Below are 18,951 nucleotides of genomic sequence, written 5' to 3' on the forward strand. Positions count from 1 at the left end.
CACTCAGCGCCGGAGCGGGGTCGCCACCAGTTCCTTGGAGCCGGTTTGCGCATCATGCTCGCGGCTGAAGGCCCAGCCCGGCAGCCAGGCCAGCACAATTTCGGCCGTGGTGCGCACCGTGCAGCCCGGCATCACATGGCCGGCGCGCAGCTGCCCGCGGGCATCGGCCACGCTCGCATGCAGGTGCAGGCCATCCGGGCTCAGGGTGCCCGACAAGCTGATCAGCTCCAGCGGCTCCGCCAGCAGCGTGCCCTGGGGCTCGGCCGCATAACGCAGCACGGCTTGCGACAGGCTGCCCACGGCAGAGATGACGCAGCCGGCCCGGCCACCGCCCTCGGCATGCCATTCATCGAAGGCCGCCGCCAGTGCGCCGCGCAAGTCCTCGCCGGGTTGAAGGCGCAGCACCTGGGTCGCCGGATCGCTGTGCGTGGGGTTCATGGGGTTCTCCGGCTGGGAAGTAGGCGCAAGGGTAGACGAATAATGGCGGCAACTCAGGCGATGGCTGCCTTTTCCGGTCTTTTCCTCAAGCCGCCACCAGGCGCAGGTGGGTAATCTCCGAGGGCGCCCCAAAGCGTTTGGGCGGGCCCCAGTAACCGGTGCCGCGACTGGTATACACCCACAGGTTTTGCAGCTTGTGCAAGCCCGCCGTGTAGGGCTGCTGAAGGCGCACAAACAGGTTCCAGGGGAAAAACTGCCCGCCATGGGTGTGGCCAGACAGCTGCAGGTCAAAGCCGGCCCTGGCCGCCGCCGCCGCGCTGCGCGGCTGGTGCGCCAGCAGCAGGCGCACGGCATCTGGCGGCGCGCCCTTCAGCGCGGCCTCCGGGTCGCTGCGGTGCGCGACGTCAAAATGGCCGGCGCCGTAATCGGTCACGCCGGCCAGCACCAGCGGCATGCCGCCCTCGCCCGCAGCACCGGGCTGGCGAATCACCACATGCTGGTTGAGCAGCACGGTCAGGCCCAGGCGCCGCAACTCGTCAATCCACGCGTGCGCGCCCGAGTAGTACTCGTGGTTGCCGGTCACAAAAAACGTGCCGTGGCGCGACCGCAACCCGGCCAGCGGCGCCACATGCGCGGCCAGCTGGCTGACCCGGCCATCCACCAGATCGCCCGTCACGGCGACCATGTCGGCCTCCAGTGCATTGACCTTGTCCACAATGCGGCGCAGATAGCCCTGCTTGATGGTGGGCCCCACATGGATATCGCTGATCTGGGCCACGGTAAAGCCCTGCCAGGCGGCGGGCAGGCCCTGGATGGGCACATCCACCCGCACCACCGCCGCCGTGCGCCTGGCATTCAGAAAGCCCAGCAGCGTCGCGAGCAGGCCCAGCACCGGCACGGCCTGCGCCGATGCCGCGCGCAAAGACGCCAGCGGCAGCCAGCCGGGCGCCAGCCCATCCACCAGCCATAGCCCCAGCAAGGCCGCGTCGCGCAGCAGGGTGAGCACCAGCAGCGAGGAAAACAAACCCATGAGCAGCAGGCCTATCCAGCTCAACCCATCGGCCAGCGACGATTTGGCCACGCGGTGCGCCATCAACCCCAGCGGCATGAGCAAGGCCGACAGCACCAGGCCGCCGGCCATCCACAGCTGGACCGTGGGAAAACCCGCCAGCCCAGGCAGCACGCGGGTGCCGATATAAGCGTGGAGCAGCGCAGCTACAATGGCCAGTGGCAAGAAGTTCATGAAGTTCCAAGGGGCACAGGCCCTTTATCCTTTACCTTTTCATATGGGCGCAACCCGCATGCATTCAATGCCTCGCGCCGCGAAAGCGCCACGTTTCATCCCTTCACAAATGAGACAACCCGTGCACGCCAATTTGCGGCTTCTCACGATACCCTCGGCATGTCGTGTTACCGGCCATGCCCCCATGTACTGCCAGCCCATTGTTCGCCCATGACCGTTGCCATCCCGGCGACCACCCACGCCACCTTTGAAATCAAGAGCGCCAACCTGCCGCTGGTCGCGTTGCTGCTCAAATCCACAGACCTCGCGGCCCTGTCGCGTGAACTGGCATCGCGCTTCGGCGACATTCCGGATTTCTTTGACCAGGACGCCATGATGATCGACCTGTCGCCGCTTCAGGCGACGGCATCGGCCAACGAGGACATCGACTTCCCCGCGCTCATCAGCCTGCTGGGCAGCTACCAGCTGGTGCCCATCACCGTCAAGGGCGGCAGCCCGGCGCAAATGGCCGCCGCGCTGCAAGCCGGCCTGCTGCCGGCACCCGACTCCCACCTGGTGAACAGCCGGCCGGCTCCGGCACCCGCCGGACAGCCAGCCCCAGCTGCACCGGCTTCGCCCCTGGGCGCCCTGGTCATAGACCGGCCCCTGCGCTCGGGCCAGCAGGTGTACGCGCGCGGGCGCGATCTGGTGGTGCTGGCCATGGTCAACGCCGGCGCCGAAGTCATTGCCGACGGCCACATCCATGTCTACGCACCGCTGCGCGGCAAGGCCATGGCCGGCGCGCGCGGCAACACCGAGGCGCGCATTTTTTCGCTGGCGCTGGAGGCCGAGCTGCTATCGATCGCCGGTGTCTACCGCACCAGTGAAAACCCGCTGCCGCCCGACGTGGCGGGCAAGCCCACGCAGGTGCGGCTGCTGCCCGGCGCAGACGGCGACAAGCTGGTCATGAGCGTGTTGCAATGAACCCCGATACTTGTCACCACGCAGCAACGCCGACCTGAGCTACACCCCTACCGTTTCAAAAGGACTCTTACGCATGGCAAAAATCATTGTGGTCACCTCTGGCAAGGGCGGTGTGGGCAAAACCACCACCAGCGCCAGCTTTGCAACCGGCCTGGCCCTGCGCGGCCACAAAACCGCCGTCATCGACTTCGACGTCGGCCTGCGCAACCTCGACCTCATCATGGGCTGCGAGCGCCGCGTGGTCTATGACCTGGTCAACGTCATCCATGGCGAGGCCACGCTCAACCAGGCGCTCATCAAGGACAAGCAGTGCCCCCACCTGTTTGTGCTGGCCGCCTCGCAAACCCGCGACAAGGACGCGCTGACCAAGGACGGCGTGGAGAAAATCCTGAAAGACCTCGCCGCGATGGACTTTGAGTACATCGTCTGCGATTCGCCCGCCGGCATTGAAACCGGCGCCCTGATGGCCATGCACTTCGCCGACGAGGCGCTGGTGGTGACCAACCCCGAGGTGTCGTCGGTGCGCGACTCCGACCGCATCCTGGGCATGCTCTCCAGCAAGACCCAGCGCGCCATCGACGGCGGCGACCCGATCAAGGAACACCTGCTCATCACCCGCTACAACCCCAGCCGGGTCGACCAGGGGCAAATGCTCTCGCTCGAAGACATCCAGGACATCCTGCGCATCAAGCTCATCGGCGTGATCCCCGAGTCCGAGGCCGTGCTGCAGGCCTCCAACCAGGGCGTGCCCGCCGTGCACATGGAAGGCAGCGATGTGTCGGAGGCCTACAAGGACGTGATCGCACGCTTCCTGGGCGACAAGGACCGGCCCATGCGCTTTATCGACGCGCAGAAAGCCGGCTTTCTCAAACGCCTGTTTGGAGGGAAGTAACACGCCATGGCTTCATTCCTCTCCTTCCTGCTCGGCGAAAAGAAAAAAACCGCCAGCGTCGCCAAAGAGCGGCTGCAGATCATCCTGGCGCACGAACGCTCCGGCCGCAGCAGCCATGAACCCGACTACCTGCCGGCGCTGCAGCGCGACCTGATCGCCGTCATCGCCAAATACATCCACATCAATCCCGACGACATCAAGCTCCACCTTGAGCGGCAGGACAACCTGGATGTGCTGGAAGTGAAGATCGAACTGCCCGACAAGAAGTAGCCCGCCCGGGCGCTATTTTTTTAATAGCTAACCACCCTTGTTTCGCATGGACTGCAGGCTGATTTGGCTGGCAAGCCGGCACAAAGAAAAGCAGCACCCGCCTTTCGGCGGATGCTGCCTTGGCCAGCGGCCCCTCAAGAGCGCTTAGCGGCTGGGGACGGCGCCCTGGATGCCGGCGCCCGCATTCGCGTTGGCCCCCGCTTCCACACCGGCGCCGGCATTACCAGCGCCCTGCACACCACTTTTCACGCCGTTCATCACACGCTTGCCAGTGCGCGCGGCAGCGCTGCCCACGGCTTGACCCGTATCACGCACACCGCCCAGCACCCGGCCTGCGCCATCCATTACGCCGCTGGTGGCGCCATTGACGGCGCCATTGACGGCGCCCGAGGCATCAACGCCGCCGCCGACCTGCGCCCCGGCCGCCGCACGCTCGTCAGCGGTGACATGGCTGTTGGCGCCGGCGCGCACACCGGCATCAAGGCCCGCGCTGGAACCGGCCGAACCACTGCCGGCGCCCACGCCGGTCGCGGCACCCAGGCCCACAGCGACACCAGCCCCCACGCTGCCGCCCATTCCGGGGCCGGCGGCCACCGTCACACCGGCATTGCTGCGCAAGGTGCCGTCAAGGCCCAGTACGCCGGCCTGCGATGCAGCACCCCAGGCCATGGCGGTGGTGAGGATCACCACGGAAGGAACGGCCCGCAAAAACCGTGGACGGGCCACGCGGGAAGGAATGCCGGGTTGCTGTGAGAGGGTGTTCTGAATTCGGGACATTGAAGCTCCTGTGGTTGAACAAGACTTCATCTTCTCCCGCCCATTTGTGCTTGAGGTGTCGGCTTCGTTGACTTTGTAAGTCGATGCACAATCCCCGCTTCACGGGCCTTTTTAAGCAAGTGTGCGCTTGCATGAGGCCGTATTCTCGCGACGCGAAACGCGCCCGGCGGCGATTGTGTATCGCATGTCAGCAGCCGCAACCGCCCCCACAGCCACTGGGGGCCACAGGAGGCCATTCGCGGCAAATCAGGGCTACAGCTTGAGGCTGGCCGGCAGGTATTTGGCCATCAGCCCGTCGTAATAAGGCTTGAGCTCGGCCAGCACCGGCGGCCTGTCGTTCTTGGAATACAGGTCGTAGGGGTTGAACTTGCGCACCCATTCCAGATGCGCCCTGTCCTGGGCATCCGTGAGATGGCCGTACTGCCCCTCGCGGTGCCAGGCGTAAAACGAGTGGTAGCGAATCATGTACAGCGCCGGCAGCGGCAGGTGGGCCTTCATGAGCTGGTACAGGTACTCGTCATGCCCCCACGACATGTGCACCGCATCCAGCCCGCAGCCCGGCGTGTAGACGCCGTATTCACTGTTGTAGCGGTCGTCGCGGCTGTCGGGGTTCAGCGCAAAGTATTCGGGATAGACAATGCGCTCCGAAAAGCGGCAGCCCACCGGAAAGGTGTCACCCACCACCGCCCACTGCGGCTCGCCAAACAGGCACAGCACCTTGCCCAGGTCGTGGATAAAGCCGGTCAGCACAAACCAGTCGGGGTGGCCATCGGCGCGGATGGCCTCGGCGGTTTGCAGCAAATGGCTGATCTGCGGCAGCTCGATGTCCGGGTCCGACTCATCGACCAGCGTGTTGAGGAACTCCAGCGCCGCCCAGGGCGTCATCTCGCGCTGCGCAAAGCCCAGCCACTGCGCCTTTTTGCCCCGCACAAAGTCGTAAGTCTGGTGCTGGTGGTTGTTGCGGTAAAAGGCGCGCACCCGGTCCAGGCCGGGCTGCGCGTAGTCGCGGTAGGCGGCGCGCTCGGGTTCGCTGGCCAGCAGGGCCTGCACTGTTGGCTCCTGGGGGCTGGCGGCGGATGGCGGCGTGGTGGTGTTCATCGCGCCATTGTAGAAAGGCCTGTCCGCGCGCGCAAACCCGGCGGGCAACCCGCCCTGCAGCAACGATCAACTGCCCTGGTGCGCGTGAACGGCGTCCATCACGCGCGCCGAATACACCATGGCGGCACCGGCGTTCAGGGCCACGGCCACGCCCAGCGCTTCGGCAATTTCCTCGCGCGTGGCGCCGCTCTTGAGGGCCTGTGCCGTATGCACGGTGATGCAGCCATCGCAGCGCGTGGTCACCGCCACGGCCAGCGCGATCAGCTCGTGCGTTTTGGCATCCAGGTGGCCGGTCTTCAGGCCCGCGCCCGACAGCGTCTGGTAGCCCTTGAGGGTGTCGGGGCTCAGTGTGCCGATCTCGCCGATGCGGCCCATCAGTTCCCTGCGGTACTCAACCCAGTTCAGCATGGTGCTAACTCCTTGGCGTTGAGGCCGGACACCGCGTCCGGCCTGGAATGCCAGTGTTGCGCATCACCGTGAAATAGGGAATCCCGAAATGTCTTATACCTCGCCGCCATCGCCTCACGGATGCCTTGAGCGAGCTGGCCTCCTGGACGGCAGCTACTATTTTTGTAGCGGCTGGCACCTGCTCTTGTTGGGCCTGCGGCCCTTCTGATGCTTGAGCTGGCCCAAAAGCGCCCAAGGCCGTCGGTCGCTATCCAATCCATAGCTGCCTGCGCCCTTGCAGCAAGGGCTGCGGCCACTTATCGCGCCAAATCATCGCGGCAACTTGATGGCGTATCGCGTTTCAGCCCAGGTAGCGCTTGATGGCCGCGGGCACCGCGTGCCTGGCGCAGGCCTGCAAGCTCATCAGCAAATCATGCCCGGGCTGCGCCACGCCAAAGCGGCAGCGCAGGTCGCTCTGGATCTGCCCCAGCAAGGCCGCCGCCATCTCCGCATCGGCCAGTGCCCGGTGGGCGCGGCCTGAGCTTGGCAAGCGGTGAAAGCTCGCCAATGAGCCCAGCTTGTGGTTGGGCGCCTGCGGATACAGCCGGCGTGACAACAGCATCGTGCAGGCAAACGGCTGCTTGGCCTCATGCCCCACGCGCTGCAGCTCCGCCGCCCAGAAGCGCCGGTCGAACGAGGCGTTGTGCGCCACCATGGGCGCGTCGCCCACGAAGCGGCTGGCCTCGGCCATCACCGCCTGCGCGCTCGGGGCGGCGGCGATCATCGCGTTGCTGATGCCGGTGTAGGCCTCGATAAAGGCCGAGATGCGCACGCCCGCATTCATCAGGCTCTGGAAGCGATCCACCACCTGGTCGCCCTCCACCAGCACGATGGCCACCTCGGTGGCGCGATCGCCCATGGCGGGCGACAGGCCGGTGGTTTCGAAGTCGATGACGGCGATGGGTTGCACAGCCGTCATCAACCCAGCGGCCGCACGCCGATCAGCACGCCATGGGCCCAGAACGCAAACACCGCCCAGGCCACAATGCCCACCCCCACCGTGATGGCCGTGCCGGCCACCGTGCCCGGCGGATACACGGTCTGCGCCGCGCGGTCCCGCGCCCGCGCCGCCCTGAAGCAGAACACCGCCCACACCAGAAAGGCGCCGAACAGCACCACGTCCGCCAGCGAGCCGTTGGCCAGCAGGTGCGCCAGGGCCCACACCTTCACCGACAGCACCATGGGGTGATGCAGTTTTGCCTTGATGGCGTTGCGCGGCACATAGGTGGCCACCAGCAGGATGAAGGAGAGCAGCATCAGCAACGCCGCCACATGCCGCATGCCCACGGGCGGTGTCCACAGCTGCACCAGGTCCCGACGCGCCAGGCCATAGCCCCACACCAGCAACACAAAGCCGGCAATGGACAGCAGCGTGTAAACACCCTTCCACGGCTTCTCGCCCAGCCGAGCCATCATCTGCGTGCGCCAGCCGTCGGCCACGATGCGCGTGGAGTGCACGCCCAGAAACAGGACAAGACCCAGGATCAATATCGCCATGTGAACCCCTCCGAAGTATGGTTGCGGCGATTATGCGGCAGTGCCCGGCGTGCGGGTGTATGAAGGCGAGGCGATGCTATTGAATTAATAGCTTCTTGCGCATGATCTACCTAGGCTTCAGGCCATTTTTTCTTAAAGAATAGCCAAAAAAACGCCCCACGGGCGCCGCCATCAACCAGCCAGCGAGCCGCCGGCAGCCACATCGGTGTCGGGTTTGTCTTCGGGGCTGGCGCCTGCGGCAGCGTGGTTGAGCGACAGCGTCACGCCGGCCTTCTTCTGCACGCTATCCATCGCATCCGAATCGGGCGCCACACCCCAGGCCATGGCCGTGGTCAGCACCACCAGCGAAGGAATGGCCCGCAGGTAACGCGGGCGGAGCAGAAAGTTCGCAAGCTTCTTCATGCAGGTCTCCTTGGCAGCAAAGGGGCGATGTTGCGCCGCCAAGATGACACGCCTGCGTCTGGCGTGTTGAGTTTTGTAAGCAATTGCCGCGGCCGGCGCGCAGAGAGCCGGGCCGTATGGCTTGCGGCGGCCACGACTGCTATGAATTCAGCAGCTGCTAGCGCCCGTGTTGTTTGGGTTAAAGGCTATATTGATCTGTGGATCACCTCGACTGATGCCCCGGGGCAGTTCAGTGCCCCATATTGCCCCGTCGCGACTGCGTCTGGTTGCTGCTGCCCAGGTGCGCCTCGCGGTCAGTGCGGCTATCGGGGGTGCGCTGGCCCTCATTCTTCTGGGTAATCGCTTGCTGGCCAAGCTTGTTGTGGTCGTTTGCGACCTTGCCGGTCTGGCCAAGCTGTTTGTCACGCGGGTTCTGTTTGCTGCTGCTCATGGTGCACTCCTTGTAATGAAGAGCGAAGGGGTCAGGCATCGGCAGCGAGGCCGGGCTTGCCCCTCTGAGCAAATTACTCCTTTTTTAGCGCGCGTGCTTGCCCTATGTCAGGCAGCACTTATGCGGGCGCGGCAGCGCGCGGGCTGGGCGCCGATCCGTTACAAATTCATCTGCGGCTTGCGTCCAGGGTAATTGGGTAAACAACCGATTGGGTCACGCACAAGGGCCCCGTCATACTGCGGCCCATAATGCGCCCGCGCCCCATCGCCCTGGCCGCCCATCTCCAGCGCCTTGGCATAAAAAAGCAATTCACCTGCTCGCGCGAGGTGGCCAGAACGCCAAAGTGCGTGCCATTACCTACTGCCGCCTTGCCACCATCATGTGGCACCTGCACCCAGAACTCAGGAAATTCCCACCCATACCTCACAATTGCAAGGTGATCATGGACCTGTTAACCTGGCAATACACCGCTCCCAGTAAATAAGGAGCATGAAACATGGCCGAATCCCGCATTCCTCCACTTGCTGGCACATCAAAAAAGGCGGCTTTTGCGTGGCTCACGGCGTTGCACAAGGCCGGACTGCTGTTCTGTCTTGATGACAAACCACAAGATATCGTGACTATCGCTGACGGTTCGCAAACATTCTCAACCGAAGAGGCCCAGGAGATTACCCAAATCCTGAACCGTTTATTTGGAAAGCATGGGGACGAACTTCACGGCTTGGCCTTTGAGGTACTTAGCAAGACGTTCCACACATACGCAGAACGAAGTGCATTTAAAACGATGTATGGCTGATGTAGTTGATAAGGCCACACGCAGCCGCATGATGGCAGGCATCCAGTCAAGGAATACCAAGCCCGAGACGATCATCCGAAAGGGCCTGCATGCCAGAGGGTTTCGTTACTCCCTGCACCCAAAAAACATCTCTGGCAAGCCAGACATCGTCATGCCCAAATGGCGCGTGGTCATATTTGTACATGGCTGCTTTTGGCATCGACACGGGTGTTCCCTGTCCAAGATGCCGACAACCAATGCAGCCTTCTGGGATTCCAAGCTGGCCGCGAATCAGCGTCGGGATGACCTCTTGAAGCAACAACTTGCCGAGGCTGGATGGCGTGTCGCGACTGTCTGGGAATGCGCCACTCGGGGAAAGACTGCCGTCGATAACCTCCCCGAACTGTTTGACAGGCTTGCGGCTTGGATTCGTGACCAGGCAAAATCACCAACTCTTGAAATAGCAGCCTCCAACTTTCCGGCTTTATCAGTCCGGTAGCCGACATCAGTACAACCACATGAAATTCAAAGTAATCGATTTGTTCGCCGGACCCGGTGGACTTGGGGAAGGTTTTTCCGCCTTAGATGAAGGTAATACCTTCAGCATTGCGGTCTCTGCAGAAATGGAAACCAGTGCCCATCAAACGTTAACTTTGCGGAGCTTCTTCAGGCATGTGCAAGGCGACTCCAAAGCGCTAGCCGCTTACTACAACTTCTGCAATTCTGAAAATGCGTCGCACCCTCGATATATTTTCTCTGCGGCGTGGGCCAAGGCGACCGACGAAGCAAAACAACTCACCCTTGGAAAAGACGAGCACAACGCAACACTAGACAAGATCATCAAGGACAAGAAGCTGAAGGAAGACGACACGGTACTAATCGGTGGCCCACCATGCCAAGCCTACTCACTTGTTGGGCGCTCCCGCAACATGGGCAAGACTGACTATGTTGCGGAAGAAGACCACAGGCATTTTTTGTACCGTGAATACCTTCGCATCCTTCACAAAGCGAAGCCGGCTGTTTTCGTCATGGAGAACGTGAAAGGCATCCTCTCCGCAAAAATTGACGGGGAGCTGATTTTTCATGACATTCTTCGCGATCTGACCGATCCAGGGATAGCTTTGGGTGAGGGCCGCGGCATTCGCTACACAATTCATTCGCTGGTCACATCTGCCACCTTCAAGCCAGATATGGACCCCGAAAGTATCGATGCCAAAGATTTCATCATTCATGCTGAGCGTTACGGAATTCCGCAAGCCCGCCACCGCGTAATACTCTTGGGAGTGCGCGAGGACATGAAGTATGACGGTCGGCACATGCTCACAGAGGTGCCGCAGTTGACCGTAAGGAATGCACTAAAAGATCTTCCCAGACTCCGAAGCAAATTGGGTCGCGATGACAGTCCTGAAGAATGGCGTGACACCGTTGCACAACTCGGTCGTGAACTATCCACGGATGCGCTTTTAAAAGAAATACCAGAAATAGGGCTACGACTGGAGACCGTTGCCGCAACCCTGCGCAGCAATCTGGACACCGGAGCGCTTCGCTACCCACACACAAAGCCGGTTCCACCAAGTTTGACAACGTATCAGAACTGGGTGCGTGACCACAGCCTAAACGTCTGGTTAAACCACGAAACCCGATCGCATATGAAGAGCGACTTGGGTCGCTACCTGTATGCCGCAGTGTTTACTCAACAGCACGGCTATTCACCCAAAGGCCACAAAGAGTTTGCATTAAGGGGCTTAGCACCAGCGCATGCCAATTGGAAAACCGGCAAGTTTGCAGATCGCTTCCGGGTGCAACGCTACAACTCACCAAGCACTACTGTGACCAGCCATATCTCCAAGGACGGGCACTACTTCATTCATCCCGACCCTAGGCAATGCCGCAGTCTGACGGTTCGAGAAGCAGCCCGGTTGCAGACATTCCCTGACAACTACTTTTTCCAGGGCAACCGCACACAGCAGTACCACCAGGTTGGCAATGCAGTCCCTTCCTTGTTGGCAAATCAGATCGCACGCATTTGCCGCGCGATATTGGCCGGTACCTAGAAGATTGGAGGCTGTTCGGTCTTGCAAAAATTCAACATTTTCAATATATTTCGATAATGTTGGCTATGGAAAGCATATATGCGAGACAGAAGAGCAAAATTCGTAGAGCTGGCGAACAACAGGGTCAACAGAACTATCAAAGACATAAGACTTATAGGCAATCTTTCGAACAGGTCTGCATATGAGTATTCAGACGAAGATGCCCGGAAGATCGTGCGCGCACTACAGAAGGAGCTTGATCTGCTCAAGGTGCGATTCAGCGGAGAAATGAGCGGCGGTGAGGGAGACTTTTCGCTCTGATTAAGCTAGAAAAAAGGGGGTAGAAATGGAGTTGATGTTCCGGGCTTTGTCCGGTGGCGAAATGGAGCGACCACCAACGCAACGAGATCAGTTCAACAACGATGACGTTGAACTGGCGGAAGCCCTTGTCAGAGAGTCACTGCAAAACTCCCTCGACGCGAGATTGGAATCGGCAGACTGCGTCCATGTATGTCTCAGAATTGTGGAACCCGGTGAAGAAGACAGAGCCTGGCTCAAGGCAACGCTGCGGCTTGATGAGTTAGAGCAGCACCTTCGGGCGTGTGAGATTGATCCTGTCAATTTTCACGATCTCAAGTTGTTGACGATTGAGGACTTTGGCACGTCTGGATTGACGGGTCGATGGGACGCTTGGGATGACGACCCGTTTTGTGATTTTTGGCGACGCATGGGGCTGTCCCACAAGGGGGGGCGCTCTTTGGGGCGGTGGGGTCTTGGTAAGTTGGTTTTTTCCAGCGTCTCCAGAATCCGTTCATTCCTTGGTTTGACCGTGCCTGCAGACTTGCGCGGACATCCGTTGCTGATGGGTCAGGCGGTGCTAACCCATCACAAGCTCGAGGATAAGCGTCGGTTCGATTCCCACGCCTTTTTTGGCGTCAGGGGGGAAGATGATCTGCAGCTGCCGGTGGTGGATGCGGCATTCATCGCAAAGTTTTCTGCTGTATGTGGATTGAAGCGAAGCAGCGAAACGGGTTTGTCTGTAGTGGTCCCGTTTCCCGAGCCAGCAGTGACACACGACCGCATAGTGGAGTTCGTAGTTCGAAACTATTTTTTCCCAATCCTCTTTGGCCGCTTGCGGGTCACCGTTGGTGACGCCGAGATCAATACGGAGACGTTTCCGGAACTTGCGAAACGGTTAGGCGGACCGCGCTTCACGCAAGGCAAGCTGGCAGAGTTCATTCAGACAGTTGATACGGCACGCCGCGGCGGGTCACAGATTCCCTTGGTCCTGACGCCCGACTGGCCGAAGGACATCGAACGAGCAATAGGTACTGAGCATTTGGCCGAGCAACGCAAGCGTTTGATGAACGGCGAGTTGATATTCCTCCGAGCACAACTACTGCTGAAACGAAAAAACGGCGAAGAAGTTCGAACGCACTTCGACATGTTCCTGTTGCGGGCACCGGAGGACCAATCGGAAGCGCTCTTTGTCCGCGATTCGATCACCCTGCCCGGGGAAGCCAGGTATTTCAGGGGGCGGCATATTTACGCGGCGCTGGTGGCCGATGATCGTGATCTCTGCGCCTTTCTGGGGGATGCAGAGAATCCAGCGCACACCAGTTGGTCGGCGACTGCTGAGAAGCTGAGCAAGAATTGGCGCAACCCCCAAACCCGCCTGAAGGAAATTCGGGAGTCCCTACAGCGTGTATACAACGTGTTGACCAGTGCAGTGGAGACGGTCGATAACGACGCGCTGGCATCCTTCTTTTCTTCAAAGTCAGAGGAGGGTGGGAAGAAAGCGCGGCCACCGGGTCCAATTGTTCGCCCGCCTGTCATCACTGTGCCGCCGCAGGCACCGAAGGTCTATCGGCTGAACCGGCAGATCGGCGGATTCAACATACGTCCGGGACCGGGCATCACGGAAGAGGCGTTGCCGTTAACCCTGCATGTTCGCGTGGCCTACGATGTGCGCTCGGGAAATCCATTCAGCAAGCACAGTCCCTACGACTTCGATCTGACGCGGCCAAACAGATCCATCAAGGCAGCTGGCGCGCAGGTTAGTTGTACTGCCGCCAACGTCATCGAGCTGGAAATAGCAAGCAAAGACTTTGAGGTTGAGGTCATCGGTTTTGATCCAAATCGTGACCTGATAGTTGATCCAAGGGTGGTGTAATGACTTTGCGAATCAATTCCACAGGCAGGAAAAAGATACCGATGGAGTGCCTGAGTTTCAGGCTGGTGGAAAAGAAGGATGGCATGCCGTCCTCATTCGAAGCGGATCTCCGGCTTGACAAGCTAGGCCTTGCGGCCGACGCAAAAGTCTACGTTGAGGCGTATGTAAAAAGCTCGGTGATGCGCTTTCCATTTGGAACGATTGGGATTCCATTGGTGCCACCTGATCGGAGCCTGATCGAGGTCGATACCGGCACGCAGCCCATGTTTCGGGTGAAGGTGATTGATGAGTCTGCTCATGTCGGTCGAATCCTCGCTGTGGCCAATGGAATCCATCCAGAGTCTGATGTACCGGGACAGGACAGAACATCACTTCTTCCCCTGGCGACGGCGGACTTGGGTGAAGAGGTCTGGAGTCTTAGTATTGACCGTGACACCGGCGCACGGCTGACACTGAATAACCGGATTGCAGATATTGCGGACAGGTTGACGAGAGATCCGTTATTGCAGGGGGCGATCTTTCCCGAGGTGACGCGCAAACTGGTGGAGTTCGTTTATTCAGACGAAGCTGACTCAGAAGAACAGTGGGTCACGAACTGGAAAGCATGGTTTGTCGAGCAACTTGGACGTTCGCCTGAAGAAGTGGCGGGTTCCCCTCTTGAGGGAGATAACGAGGCGATCAGAAACGTGGCAGACGAAGTGGCTGCGTGCTTTTCACGAAAGCAGCGCTTTGCGAATCGTGCGTCCGCCGTTCTTTTTGGGAGTAGCTAAATGGTTGACGTTCGCGTTCTGAATGGAGAGGGGATCGTGGAATTCTCGAAGTTTCTTGCCAGACTTCGTGAGCACCCGGCTGGCGAAGTGCCTTGGAACCTCCTGGATGATGGCCGCTACTCGGACCCTATGGATGATGCCCTGTCGATCGAACAGCGAGATTTCGACAATGCTTTCGTCTTTGGAGAGTACTTGGTTTCCGCTCTGGCTACTTGCGAGGCTCGCGTTATTTCGCGTAATCACGGTCTGTGGTCGTGGCTCGCACTGTTCTTCTTCGATTTCTTGTGCCCGAAAAACGCTGACGGTCTACGAAAACCCTTGCAGGACGATCTTTACGTTCTTCAGCCGGAATTCAATTTCCGGCGGTACTACAGACATCTGGTCAGGACACCGTGGCAGGCTGTCCGTATGCACGACGAAGCGGCGAAGGTTCTGCTGCTATCGAGTGGACGCGGAGTGCGGACTGATCTTGCAGAACAGATTGGCGGGTATCAAGAGCTGTTTGGCAGTTCGTCCGTTGTGAGAGCTGCATATGAGCTTTACTTCAATCCCGAGACACAAAAGCCGAAGCGCGGCGCTGGTGGCAAAGGTGCCGGATCACCGCGAAGGTATTCCAGCGTGCTCAGGCAGTTGGAATTGACATACGACTTGGCAGAGTGTCCATCAAGCAGTCTGATCAATCTACTGCCTAGCGAATTCAATTCTTGGCGTAACCAACGCGTTTAGGTTTCCGGCAGCGTTGCCGACGCGATCAGCCGGCCTCAGTGGTCGGCCACGTCCGGTCCAATGGGTAAAATGCGCGGGCAAAACCAGTCACGCAAGTCGTGTTCCAGCCAGAGGCCCAGCTTCTGGCGACGCTGCGTGTCTGCCAGCTTCTCGACCCTTTTGCGAATTTCGCCCAGCATCAAGGCGCTTAAAAAACAGGGCGTCGTCCGGTGCGTTGGTAAACCAGTCAAGTACATCGTGGCCGTACCGCCTTCGCTGTGAGCAATTTCAGCGATAAGCGCATCCACCAAGCCCGCTTTGCGACCGCTGCTGGCCCTGAACCGGCGAATCGCAGCCTGAACCACCTCGCGCCGCTGAAACTGTGGCGTATTGAGCAGGTCGTCAATCTTTGCCGCCAACTCTCATCCGTGTTGCATCCACGCCCCTATTACGCCCCCCGCCAGGCAACATGGCCCAAAGCGGCACGGCTTCCATGCCGTCAGCAAGTTTGAAGCGGTGCAGGCCCGGATAGACCACATAGAGCGCGTCCAGCTTCAGGTCGTTCATGGCAATACGCATGCTGGTGGTGACCCGAGGCGCGTCGGCGCGCTTGAATTCGACGCCTACCCGCTGGCTACCCTTGAACATCAGCAGGTCGAGCTCGGCACCCTGATGCGTGGCCCAAAAGTACGCCTGATCGGGCTGCGCAATGCGCAAAACCTGCTCCAGGGCAAAGCCTTCCCAACTGGCCCCGCTTTGGGGGTGGGCGAGCAGCTGCGGGAGGGTCTTGACGCCCATGAGCGAGTGCAGAAGACCCGTATCACGAAAGTAGATCTTGGGCGCCTTGACCTGGCGCTTGCCAAGGTTCTCGTGCCAGGGTTGCAGTTGTCGCACCATAAAGGTTTGGGTCAGGTAGTCCAGGTACCGGCGCACCGTAGTCTCGCCGATGCCCAGTGACCGCGCCGGCTCGGCGGCGTTCCAGATTTGCCCATGGTAGTGGGCCACCATCTGCCAGAAACGCATCATCAAGGGGGCAGCCACGTTCATGCCCAACTGGGGCAAGTCGCTGTACAGGTAGCGGTTGATGGCGTCCCTACGCCAGGTGGCGCTGACATCGTCTGTCTGCGGAAGATATGCTCCGGGAAAGCCGCCGCGCAGCCACAGGTGGTTGACGTTCTCCCGGCTGGAGCCAATCTCGCTGAGGTCGAATCCCGCCACTTCCAGAGTTACTGCACGGCCCAGCAATGATTCCTGTCGGTGCGTGATCCGCGGTGACGCACTGCCCAGCAACAGGTATTGCCCATTGCGGTGGATGTGGGTCGGGCGATCGATCAACACACGAAGCGCTTCAAACAGCTGCGGTTGGTGCTGGACTTCATCAATGACCACCAGTCCCTGCAGGTCTGCAAGTGCCTCCATGGGGTAGGTCAGACGGCGCCGGGACGCCTCGTCCTCCAGGTCAAAGTAATTAGGGGAGTCGGTGGAGATGAACTCTCGCGCCAGCGTGGTTTTGCCGACTTGGCGGGGACCGACCAACTCGACGGCTCTGAACGAATCCAGCAGATGGCGAAGTCGCGATTTAAGGACGCTGCGTTCAATCATCTGCCCATGATAACCAAAAACCATGAAATTCGAACATTTCATGGTGGATTTTCATGGTAATGAAAAAACTGAAGCTATCGTCCGAGCCTTTGTAGTGCTGGTGACGGTGGCGTTTCAGTGCCCGATTCGGGCCTCAGCCCAACACGGTTCAGTTAAGCCCATGCCCCTGGTTTGTCATCCCGGACCCCGGATCAAGTTCGGGGCAAGCTCTGATCCGGTATCCATGGATTGCGGGGTGCTGAAACCCCGGACTTCATCCGGGGCCGCAATGACAAGTCGACGTTTTGATCATTCCGACTCAGGGCGAATAACTTAACTGAACCGTATTGGGCCCAAGTCACCTACCGATAAAACGCCTCGACCTTGCCCTTCAACTTGATCATCAGCGGATAACCCTTGCGATCCACCTTCTTGCCTACGGGCACTTTGATCCAGCCTTCGCTGATGCAGTATTCCTCCACATCGGAACGCTCCTTGTCATTGAAGCGAATACCAATGTCGTGTTCAAACACGGCAGCGACGTGATGGGGGTTGCGCGCGTCAGCTGAAAGATGGTCGGGCAAAGGAGGAAGTTGCGTGGCGTCGTTCATGGGAATGAAAAGAGGAACTGTGGAACTCAAACATCAATATTCGCAGCCCGCAGCGCATTCGTCTCAATGAAATCCCGGCGCGGCTCAACCTCGTCGCCCATCAGCATGGTGAACACACGGTCGGCTTCAATCGCGTCGTCAATCTGCACCTTGAGCAGGCGGCGCACGGTGGGGTCCATCGTCGTTTCCCAGAGCTGGGCGGGGTTCATCTCACCCAGGCCTTTGTAGCGCTGACGTGCGGTGGCGTTTTCGGCCTGGCCGATCAGCCAGCGCATGGCCTGGCGGAAGTCGCCGATTTTTTCCTCTTTTTTGCGCTCGCCCTCGCCGCGCATGACTTTGGCGCCGTCGCCAATCAGGCCCTTGAAGGTCTCGGCCGCCTCAGACAGGGTTCCGTAGTCCGCACCATTCACAAAATCCTGTGTCAGCACGCTGCTCTTCACATTGCCGTGATGCCGGCGGCTGATGCGCAAAATGGGTTTGTCGCTGCGGACGTCAAACTCGCCGGCCACTTCGGCGGGTTCGCCGCTCAGGTTCAGTTCGCGCAGCTTGGCCTGCAGCGCCACAGCGGAGGCTTCTGCATCGGCCACGGTTTCCAGATTCAGCGACACGCCATCGGCAATGGCGCGCAGGGCTTCCGCGTCCATAAAACCGCTCAGGCGGGCAATCACGGATTCGGCCAGCTGGTGTTTGCGCGCCAGCTCGGCCAGGGTGTCACCGGTGAGCGCCGTGCTTTCGTCGGCGCCGGTTTGCACCACCGCGTCTTTCAGCGCAATGCGCAGCAGGAAGCCGTCTAGCGCCGCGGTGTCCTTGAGGTACTGCTCTTCCTTGCCGGCCTTGACCTTGTACAGCGGTGGCTGCGCAATGTAGATGTGGCCACGCTCCACCAGCTCGGGCATCTGGCGGTAAAAGAAAGTCAGCAGCAGCGTGCGGATGTGCGCGCCGTCCACGTCGGCGTCGGTCATGATGATGATGCGGTGGTAGCGCAGCTTGGCCACGTTGAAGTCGTCGGCACCTGCCGTTCCGCCCACGCCGCCGCCCTTGCCAATGCCGGTCCCCAGTGCGGTGATCAGCGTCAGGATTTCGTTGCTGGTCAGCAGCTTTTCGTAGCGGGCTTTTTCGACGTTCAAAATCTTGCCGCGCAGCGGCAGGATGGCCTGGAATTTACGGTCGCGGCCCTGCTTGGCAGAACCACCGGCGGAGTCACCCTCGACCAGGTAGATTTCGCAGAGGGCCGGGTCTTTTTCCTGGCAGTCGGCCAGTTTGCCGGGCAGGCCCATGCCGTCGAGCACGCCCTTGCGGCGCGTCATGTCGCGCGCCTTGCGGGCGGCTTCGCGGGCGCGGGCGGCCTCGATGATCTTGCCGACGATGATCTTGGCGTCGTTGGGACGCTCCTGCAGGTAGTCGTTCAGCAGGCGGCTCACGATGTCTTCGACCGGGCCGCGCACTTCGCTGGAGACCAGCTTGTCCTTGGTCTGGCTGGAGAACTTGGGCTCGGGCACCTTCACGCTGAGCACGCAGCACAGGCCTTCGCGCATGTCGTCGCCGGTGACTTCAACCTTGGCCTTTTTGGCCAGCTCGCTGTCGTCGATGTACTTGTTGATCACGCGCGTCATGGCGGCGCGCAGGCCGGTCAGGTGGGTGCCGCCGTCGCGCTGGGGAATGTTGTTGGTAAAACAGAGGACTTGCTCGCTGTAACCGCTGTTCCACTGCATGGCGACTTCGACGCCGATGTTGGTGCCCTGGTCGCTCTGGCGGTCGCCCATGGCGTTGAACACATTGGGGTGCAGGACCGTCTTGCCCTTGTTGATGAACTCGACAAAGCCCTTGACGCCGCCGGCGCCGGCAA

The 18,951-nt window shown here is 60.3% G+C and carries 22 protein-coding genes; 9 read left to right on the top strand and 13 right to left on the bottom strand.

Annotated elements, in window-relative coordinates:
* Positions 1–3 precede the first annotated feature (3 nt).
* Together PJE01S_RS14875 and PJE01S_RS14880 are read right to left on the bottom strand one after the other, a co-directional pair.
* Positions 4–438 (bottom strand): PPC domain-containing DNA-binding protein, encoded by a 435-nt coding sequence (locus PJE01S_RS14875; RefSeq protein WP_068834413.1) that lies wholly within the window; start codon positions 436–438, stop codon positions 4–6.
* A gap of 85 nt (positions 439–523) precedes the next feature.
* Positions 524–1,681: a metallophosphoesterase gene (locus tag PJE01S_RS14880; protein ID WP_068834414.1), complete on the bottom strand. Its 1,158-nt coding sequence runs from the start codon at positions 1,679–1,681 to the stop codon at positions 524–526.
* A 210-nt stretch (positions 1,682–1,891) separates the two neighbouring features.
* Between PJE01S_RS14880 and minC the strand changes: the two genes are divergently transcribed.
* From minC to minE, 3 genes are all read left to right on the top strand, one after another.
* Positions 1,892–2,644 (top strand): septum site-determining protein MinC, encoded by a 753-nt coding sequence (minC, locus tag PJE01S_RS14885; protein ID WP_068834415.1) that lies wholly within the window; start codon positions 1,892–1,894, stop codon positions 2,642–2,644.
* A gap of 73 nt (positions 2,645–2,717) precedes the next feature.
* A complete protein-coding gene (gene minD / locus PJE01S_RS14890; protein WP_068834416.1) occupies positions 2,718–3,536 on the top strand; it encodes a septum site-determining protein MinD in 819 nt (272 codons plus the stop codon).
* Between the two features lie 6 nt (positions 3,537–3,542).
* Positions 3,543–3,806 (top strand): cell division topological specificity factor MinE, encoded by a 264-nt coding sequence (gene minE, locus PJE01S_RS14895; RefSeq protein WP_068834417.1) that lies wholly within the window; start codon positions 3,543–3,545, stop codon positions 3,804–3,806.
* A 144-nt stretch (positions 3,807–3,950) separates the two neighbouring features.
* Here minE and PJE01S_RS14900 read toward each other — a convergent pair whose 3' ends face one another.
* The 7 genes from PJE01S_RS14900 to PJE01S_RS14930 form a co-directional block, all read right to left on the bottom strand.
* Entirely contained in the window at positions 3,951–4,583 is a 633-nt protein-coding gene (locus PJE01S_RS14900) for a hypothetical protein (protein WP_068834418.1), read from the bottom strand.
* A 252-nt stretch (positions 4,584–4,835) separates the two neighbouring features.
* Positions 4,836–5,681 carry an inositol oxygenase family protein gene (locus PJE01S_RS14905; protein ID WP_068834446.1) on the bottom strand — a complete coding sequence of 282 codons (846 nt, stop codon included), beginning with the start codon at positions 5,679–5,681 and terminating at the stop codon, positions 4,836–4,838.
* A gap of 66 nt (positions 5,682–5,747) precedes the next feature.
* A complete protein-coding gene (locus PJE01S_RS14910) occupies positions 5,748–6,089 on the bottom strand; it encodes a carboxymuconolactone decarboxylase family protein (protein WP_068834419.1) in 342 nt (113 codons plus the stop codon).
* Positions 6,090–6,429: 340 nt separating this feature from the next.
* Positions 6,430–7,038 (bottom strand): 3'-5' exonuclease, encoded by a 609-nt coding sequence (locus PJE01S_RS14915; protein WP_174548547.1) that lies wholly within the window; start codon positions 7,036–7,038, stop codon positions 6,430–6,432.
* An 8-nt stretch (positions 7,039–7,046) separates the two neighbouring features.
* Positions 7,047–7,625, bottom strand: a complete 579-nt coding sequence (locus PJE01S_RS14920; protein ID WP_068834421.1) for an NnrU family protein — start codon at positions 7,623–7,625, stop codon at positions 7,047–7,049.
* A 171-nt stretch (positions 7,626–7,796) separates the two neighbouring features.
* Positions 7,797–8,027: a hypothetical protein gene (locus PJE01S_RS14925; RefSeq protein WP_068834422.1), complete on the bottom strand. Its 231-nt coding sequence runs from the start codon at positions 8,025–8,027 to the stop codon at positions 7,797–7,799.
* Positions 8,028–8,256: 229 nt separating this feature from the next.
* On the bottom strand, positions 8,257–8,457 hold the full coding sequence (locus PJE01S_RS14930; RefSeq protein WP_068834423.1) for a hypothetical protein: 201 nt from the start codon (positions 8,455–8,457) through the stop codon (positions 8,257–8,259).
* A gap of 496 nt (positions 8,458–8,953) precedes the next feature.
* On the opposite strand from PJE01S_RS14930, the gene PJE01S_RS14935 reads away from it, so the two are divergent.
* From PJE01S_RS14935 to PJE01S_RS14960, 6 genes are all read left to right on the top strand, one after another.
* Positions 8,954–9,253, top strand: coding sequence for a hypothetical protein (locus tag PJE01S_RS14935; protein ID WP_068834424.1), 300 nt, complete (start codon positions 8,954–8,956; stop codon positions 9,251–9,253).
* Positions 9,246–9,731 (top strand): very short patch repair endonuclease, encoded by a 486-nt coding sequence (locus PJE01S_RS24540; RefSeq protein ID WP_084389566.1) that lies wholly within the window; start codon positions 9,246–9,248, stop codon positions 9,729–9,731. The genes PJE01S_RS14935 and PJE01S_RS24540 overlap by 8 nt, the downstream gene beginning before the upstream one ends.
* 19 nt (positions 9,732–9,750) lie before the next feature.
* The gene (locus PJE01S_RS14940; protein ID WP_068834425.1) at positions 9,751–11,286 is read left to right on the top strand and encodes a DNA cytosine methyltransferase; all 1,536 of its coding nucleotides are present in this window, start codon (positions 9,751–9,753) and stop codon (positions 11,284–11,286) included.
* Positions 11,287–11,611: 325 nt separating this feature from the next.
* Positions 11,612–13,438, top strand: coding sequence for a hypothetical protein (locus tag PJE01S_RS14950; protein ID WP_068834427.1), 1,827 nt, complete (start codon positions 11,612–11,614; stop codon positions 13,436–13,438).
* On the top strand, positions 13,438–14,208 hold the full coding sequence (locus PJE01S_RS14955) for a hypothetical protein (protein ID WP_157090342.1): 771 nt from the start codon (positions 13,438–13,440) through the stop codon (positions 14,206–14,208). The genes PJE01S_RS14950 and PJE01S_RS14955 overlap by 1 nt, the downstream gene beginning before the upstream one ends.
* Positions 14,209–14,934 (top strand): hypothetical protein, encoded by a 726-nt coding sequence (locus PJE01S_RS14960; protein WP_068834429.1) that lies wholly within the window; start codon positions 14,209–14,211, stop codon positions 14,932–14,934.
* 35 nt (positions 14,935–14,969) lie between these two features.
* On the opposite strand, the gene PJE01S_RS14965 is transcribed toward PJE01S_RS14960, so the two are convergent.
* The 4 genes from PJE01S_RS14965 to PJE01S_RS14980 all read right to left on the bottom strand — a co-directional run.
* A complete protein-coding gene (locus tag PJE01S_RS14965; RefSeq protein ID WP_068834430.1) occupies positions 14,970–15,332 on the bottom strand; it encodes a hypothetical protein in 363 nt (120 codons plus the stop codon).
* Positions 15,316–16,557 carry an ATP-binding protein gene (locus PJE01S_RS14970; protein ID WP_218017525.1) on the bottom strand — a complete coding sequence of 414 codons (1,242 nt, stop codon included), beginning with the start codon at positions 16,555–16,557 and terminating at the stop codon, positions 15,316–15,318. Before PJE01S_RS14970 ends, PJE01S_RS14965 begins: the two co-directional genes overlap by 17 nt.
* 299 nt (positions 16,558–16,856) lie before the next feature.
* Positions 16,857–17,105 (bottom strand): DUF3297 family protein, encoded by a 249-nt coding sequence (locus PJE01S_RS14975; RefSeq protein WP_068834431.1) that lies wholly within the window; start codon positions 17,103–17,105, stop codon positions 16,857–16,859.
* 26 nt (positions 17,106–17,131) lie between these two features.
* Positions 17,132–18,951 (bottom strand): DNA gyrase subunit B (locus tag PJE01S_RS14980; RefSeq protein ID WP_068834432.1); only part of this gene is annotated, 1,820 nt, incomplete at its 5' end.

The sequence above is a fragment of the Polaromonas jejuensis NBRC 106434 genome, from assembly GCF_001598235.1.
Lineage (GTDB): Bacteria > Pseudomonadota > Gammaproteobacteria > Burkholderiales > Burkholderiaceae_C > Polaromonas > Polaromonas jejuensis.

What these genes read in the sequence shown, in the direction of transcription:
- PJE01S_RS14875 (WP_068834413.1), bottom strand. Translation starts at nt 438, where the DNA reads ATGAACCCCACGCACAGCGATCCGGCGACCCAGGTGCTGCGCCTTCAA.
- PJE01S_RS14880 (WP_068834414.1), bottom strand. Translation starts at nt 1,681, where the DNA reads ATGAACTTCTTGCCACTGGCCATTGTAGCTGCGCTGCTCCACGCTTAT.
- minC (WP_068834415.1), top strand. Translation starts at nt 1,892, where the DNA reads ATGACCGTTGCCATCCCGGCGACCACCCACGCCACCTTTGAAATCAAG.
- minD (WP_068834416.1), top strand. Translation starts at nt 2,718, where the DNA reads ATGGCAAAAATCATTGTGGTCACCTCTGGCAAGGGCGGTGTGGGCAAA.
- minE (WP_068834417.1), top strand. Translation starts at nt 3,543, where the DNA reads ATGGCTTCATTCCTCTCCTTCCTGCTCGGCGAAAAGAAAAAAACCGCC.
- PJE01S_RS14900 (WP_068834418.1), bottom strand. Translation starts at nt 4,583, where the DNA reads ATGTCCCGAATTCAGAACACCCTCTCACAGCAACCCGGCATTCCTTCC.
- PJE01S_RS14905 (WP_068834446.1), bottom strand. Translation starts at nt 5,681, where the DNA reads ATGAACACCACCACGCCGCCATCCGCCGCCAGCCCCCAGGAGCCAACA.
- PJE01S_RS14910 (WP_068834419.1), bottom strand. Translation starts at nt 6,089, where the DNA reads ATGCTGAACTGGGTTGAGTACCGCAGGGAACTGATGGGCCGCATCGGC.
- PJE01S_RS14920 (WP_068834421.1), bottom strand. Translation starts at nt 7,625, where the DNA reads ATGGCGATATTGATCCTGGGTCTTGTCCTGTTTCTGGGCGTGCACTCC.
- PJE01S_RS14925 (WP_068834422.1), bottom strand. Translation starts at nt 8,027, where the DNA reads ATGAAGAAGCTTGCGAACTTTCTGCTCCGCCCGCGTTACCTGCGGGCC.
- PJE01S_RS14930 (WP_068834423.1), bottom strand. Translation starts at nt 8,457, where the DNA reads ATGAGCAGCAGCAAACAGAACCCGCGTGACAAACAGCTTGGCCAGACC.
- PJE01S_RS14935 (WP_068834424.1), top strand. Translation starts at nt 8,954, where the DNA reads ATGGCCGAATCCCGCATTCCTCCACTTGCTGGCACATCAAAAAAGGCG.
- PJE01S_RS24540 (WP_084389566.1), top strand. Translation starts at nt 9,246, where the DNA reads ATGGCTGATGTAGTTGATAAGGCCACACGCAGCCGCATGATGGCAGGC.
- PJE01S_RS14940 (WP_068834425.1), top strand. Translation starts at nt 9,751, where the DNA reads ATGAAATTCAAAGTAATCGATTTGTTCGCCGGACCCGGTGGACTTGGG.
- PJE01S_RS14950 (WP_068834427.1), top strand. Translation starts at nt 11,612, where the DNA reads ATGGAGTTGATGTTCCGGGCTTTGTCCGGTGGCGAAATGGAGCGACCA.
- PJE01S_RS14955 (WP_157090342.1), top strand. Translation starts at nt 13,438, where the DNA reads ATGACTTTGCGAATCAATTCCACAGGCAGGAAAAAGATACCGATGGAG.
- PJE01S_RS14960 (WP_068834429.1), top strand. Translation starts at nt 14,209, where the DNA reads ATGGTTGACGTTCGCGTTCTGAATGGAGAGGGGATCGTGGAATTCTCG.
- PJE01S_RS14970 (WP_218017525.1), bottom strand. Translation starts at nt 16,557, where the DNA reads ATGAAATGTTCGAATTTCATGGTTTTTGGTTATCATGGGCAGATGATT.
- PJE01S_RS14975 (WP_068834431.1), bottom strand. Translation starts at nt 17,105, where the DNA reads ATGAACGACGCCACGCAACTTCCTCCTTTGCCCGACCATCTTTCAGCT.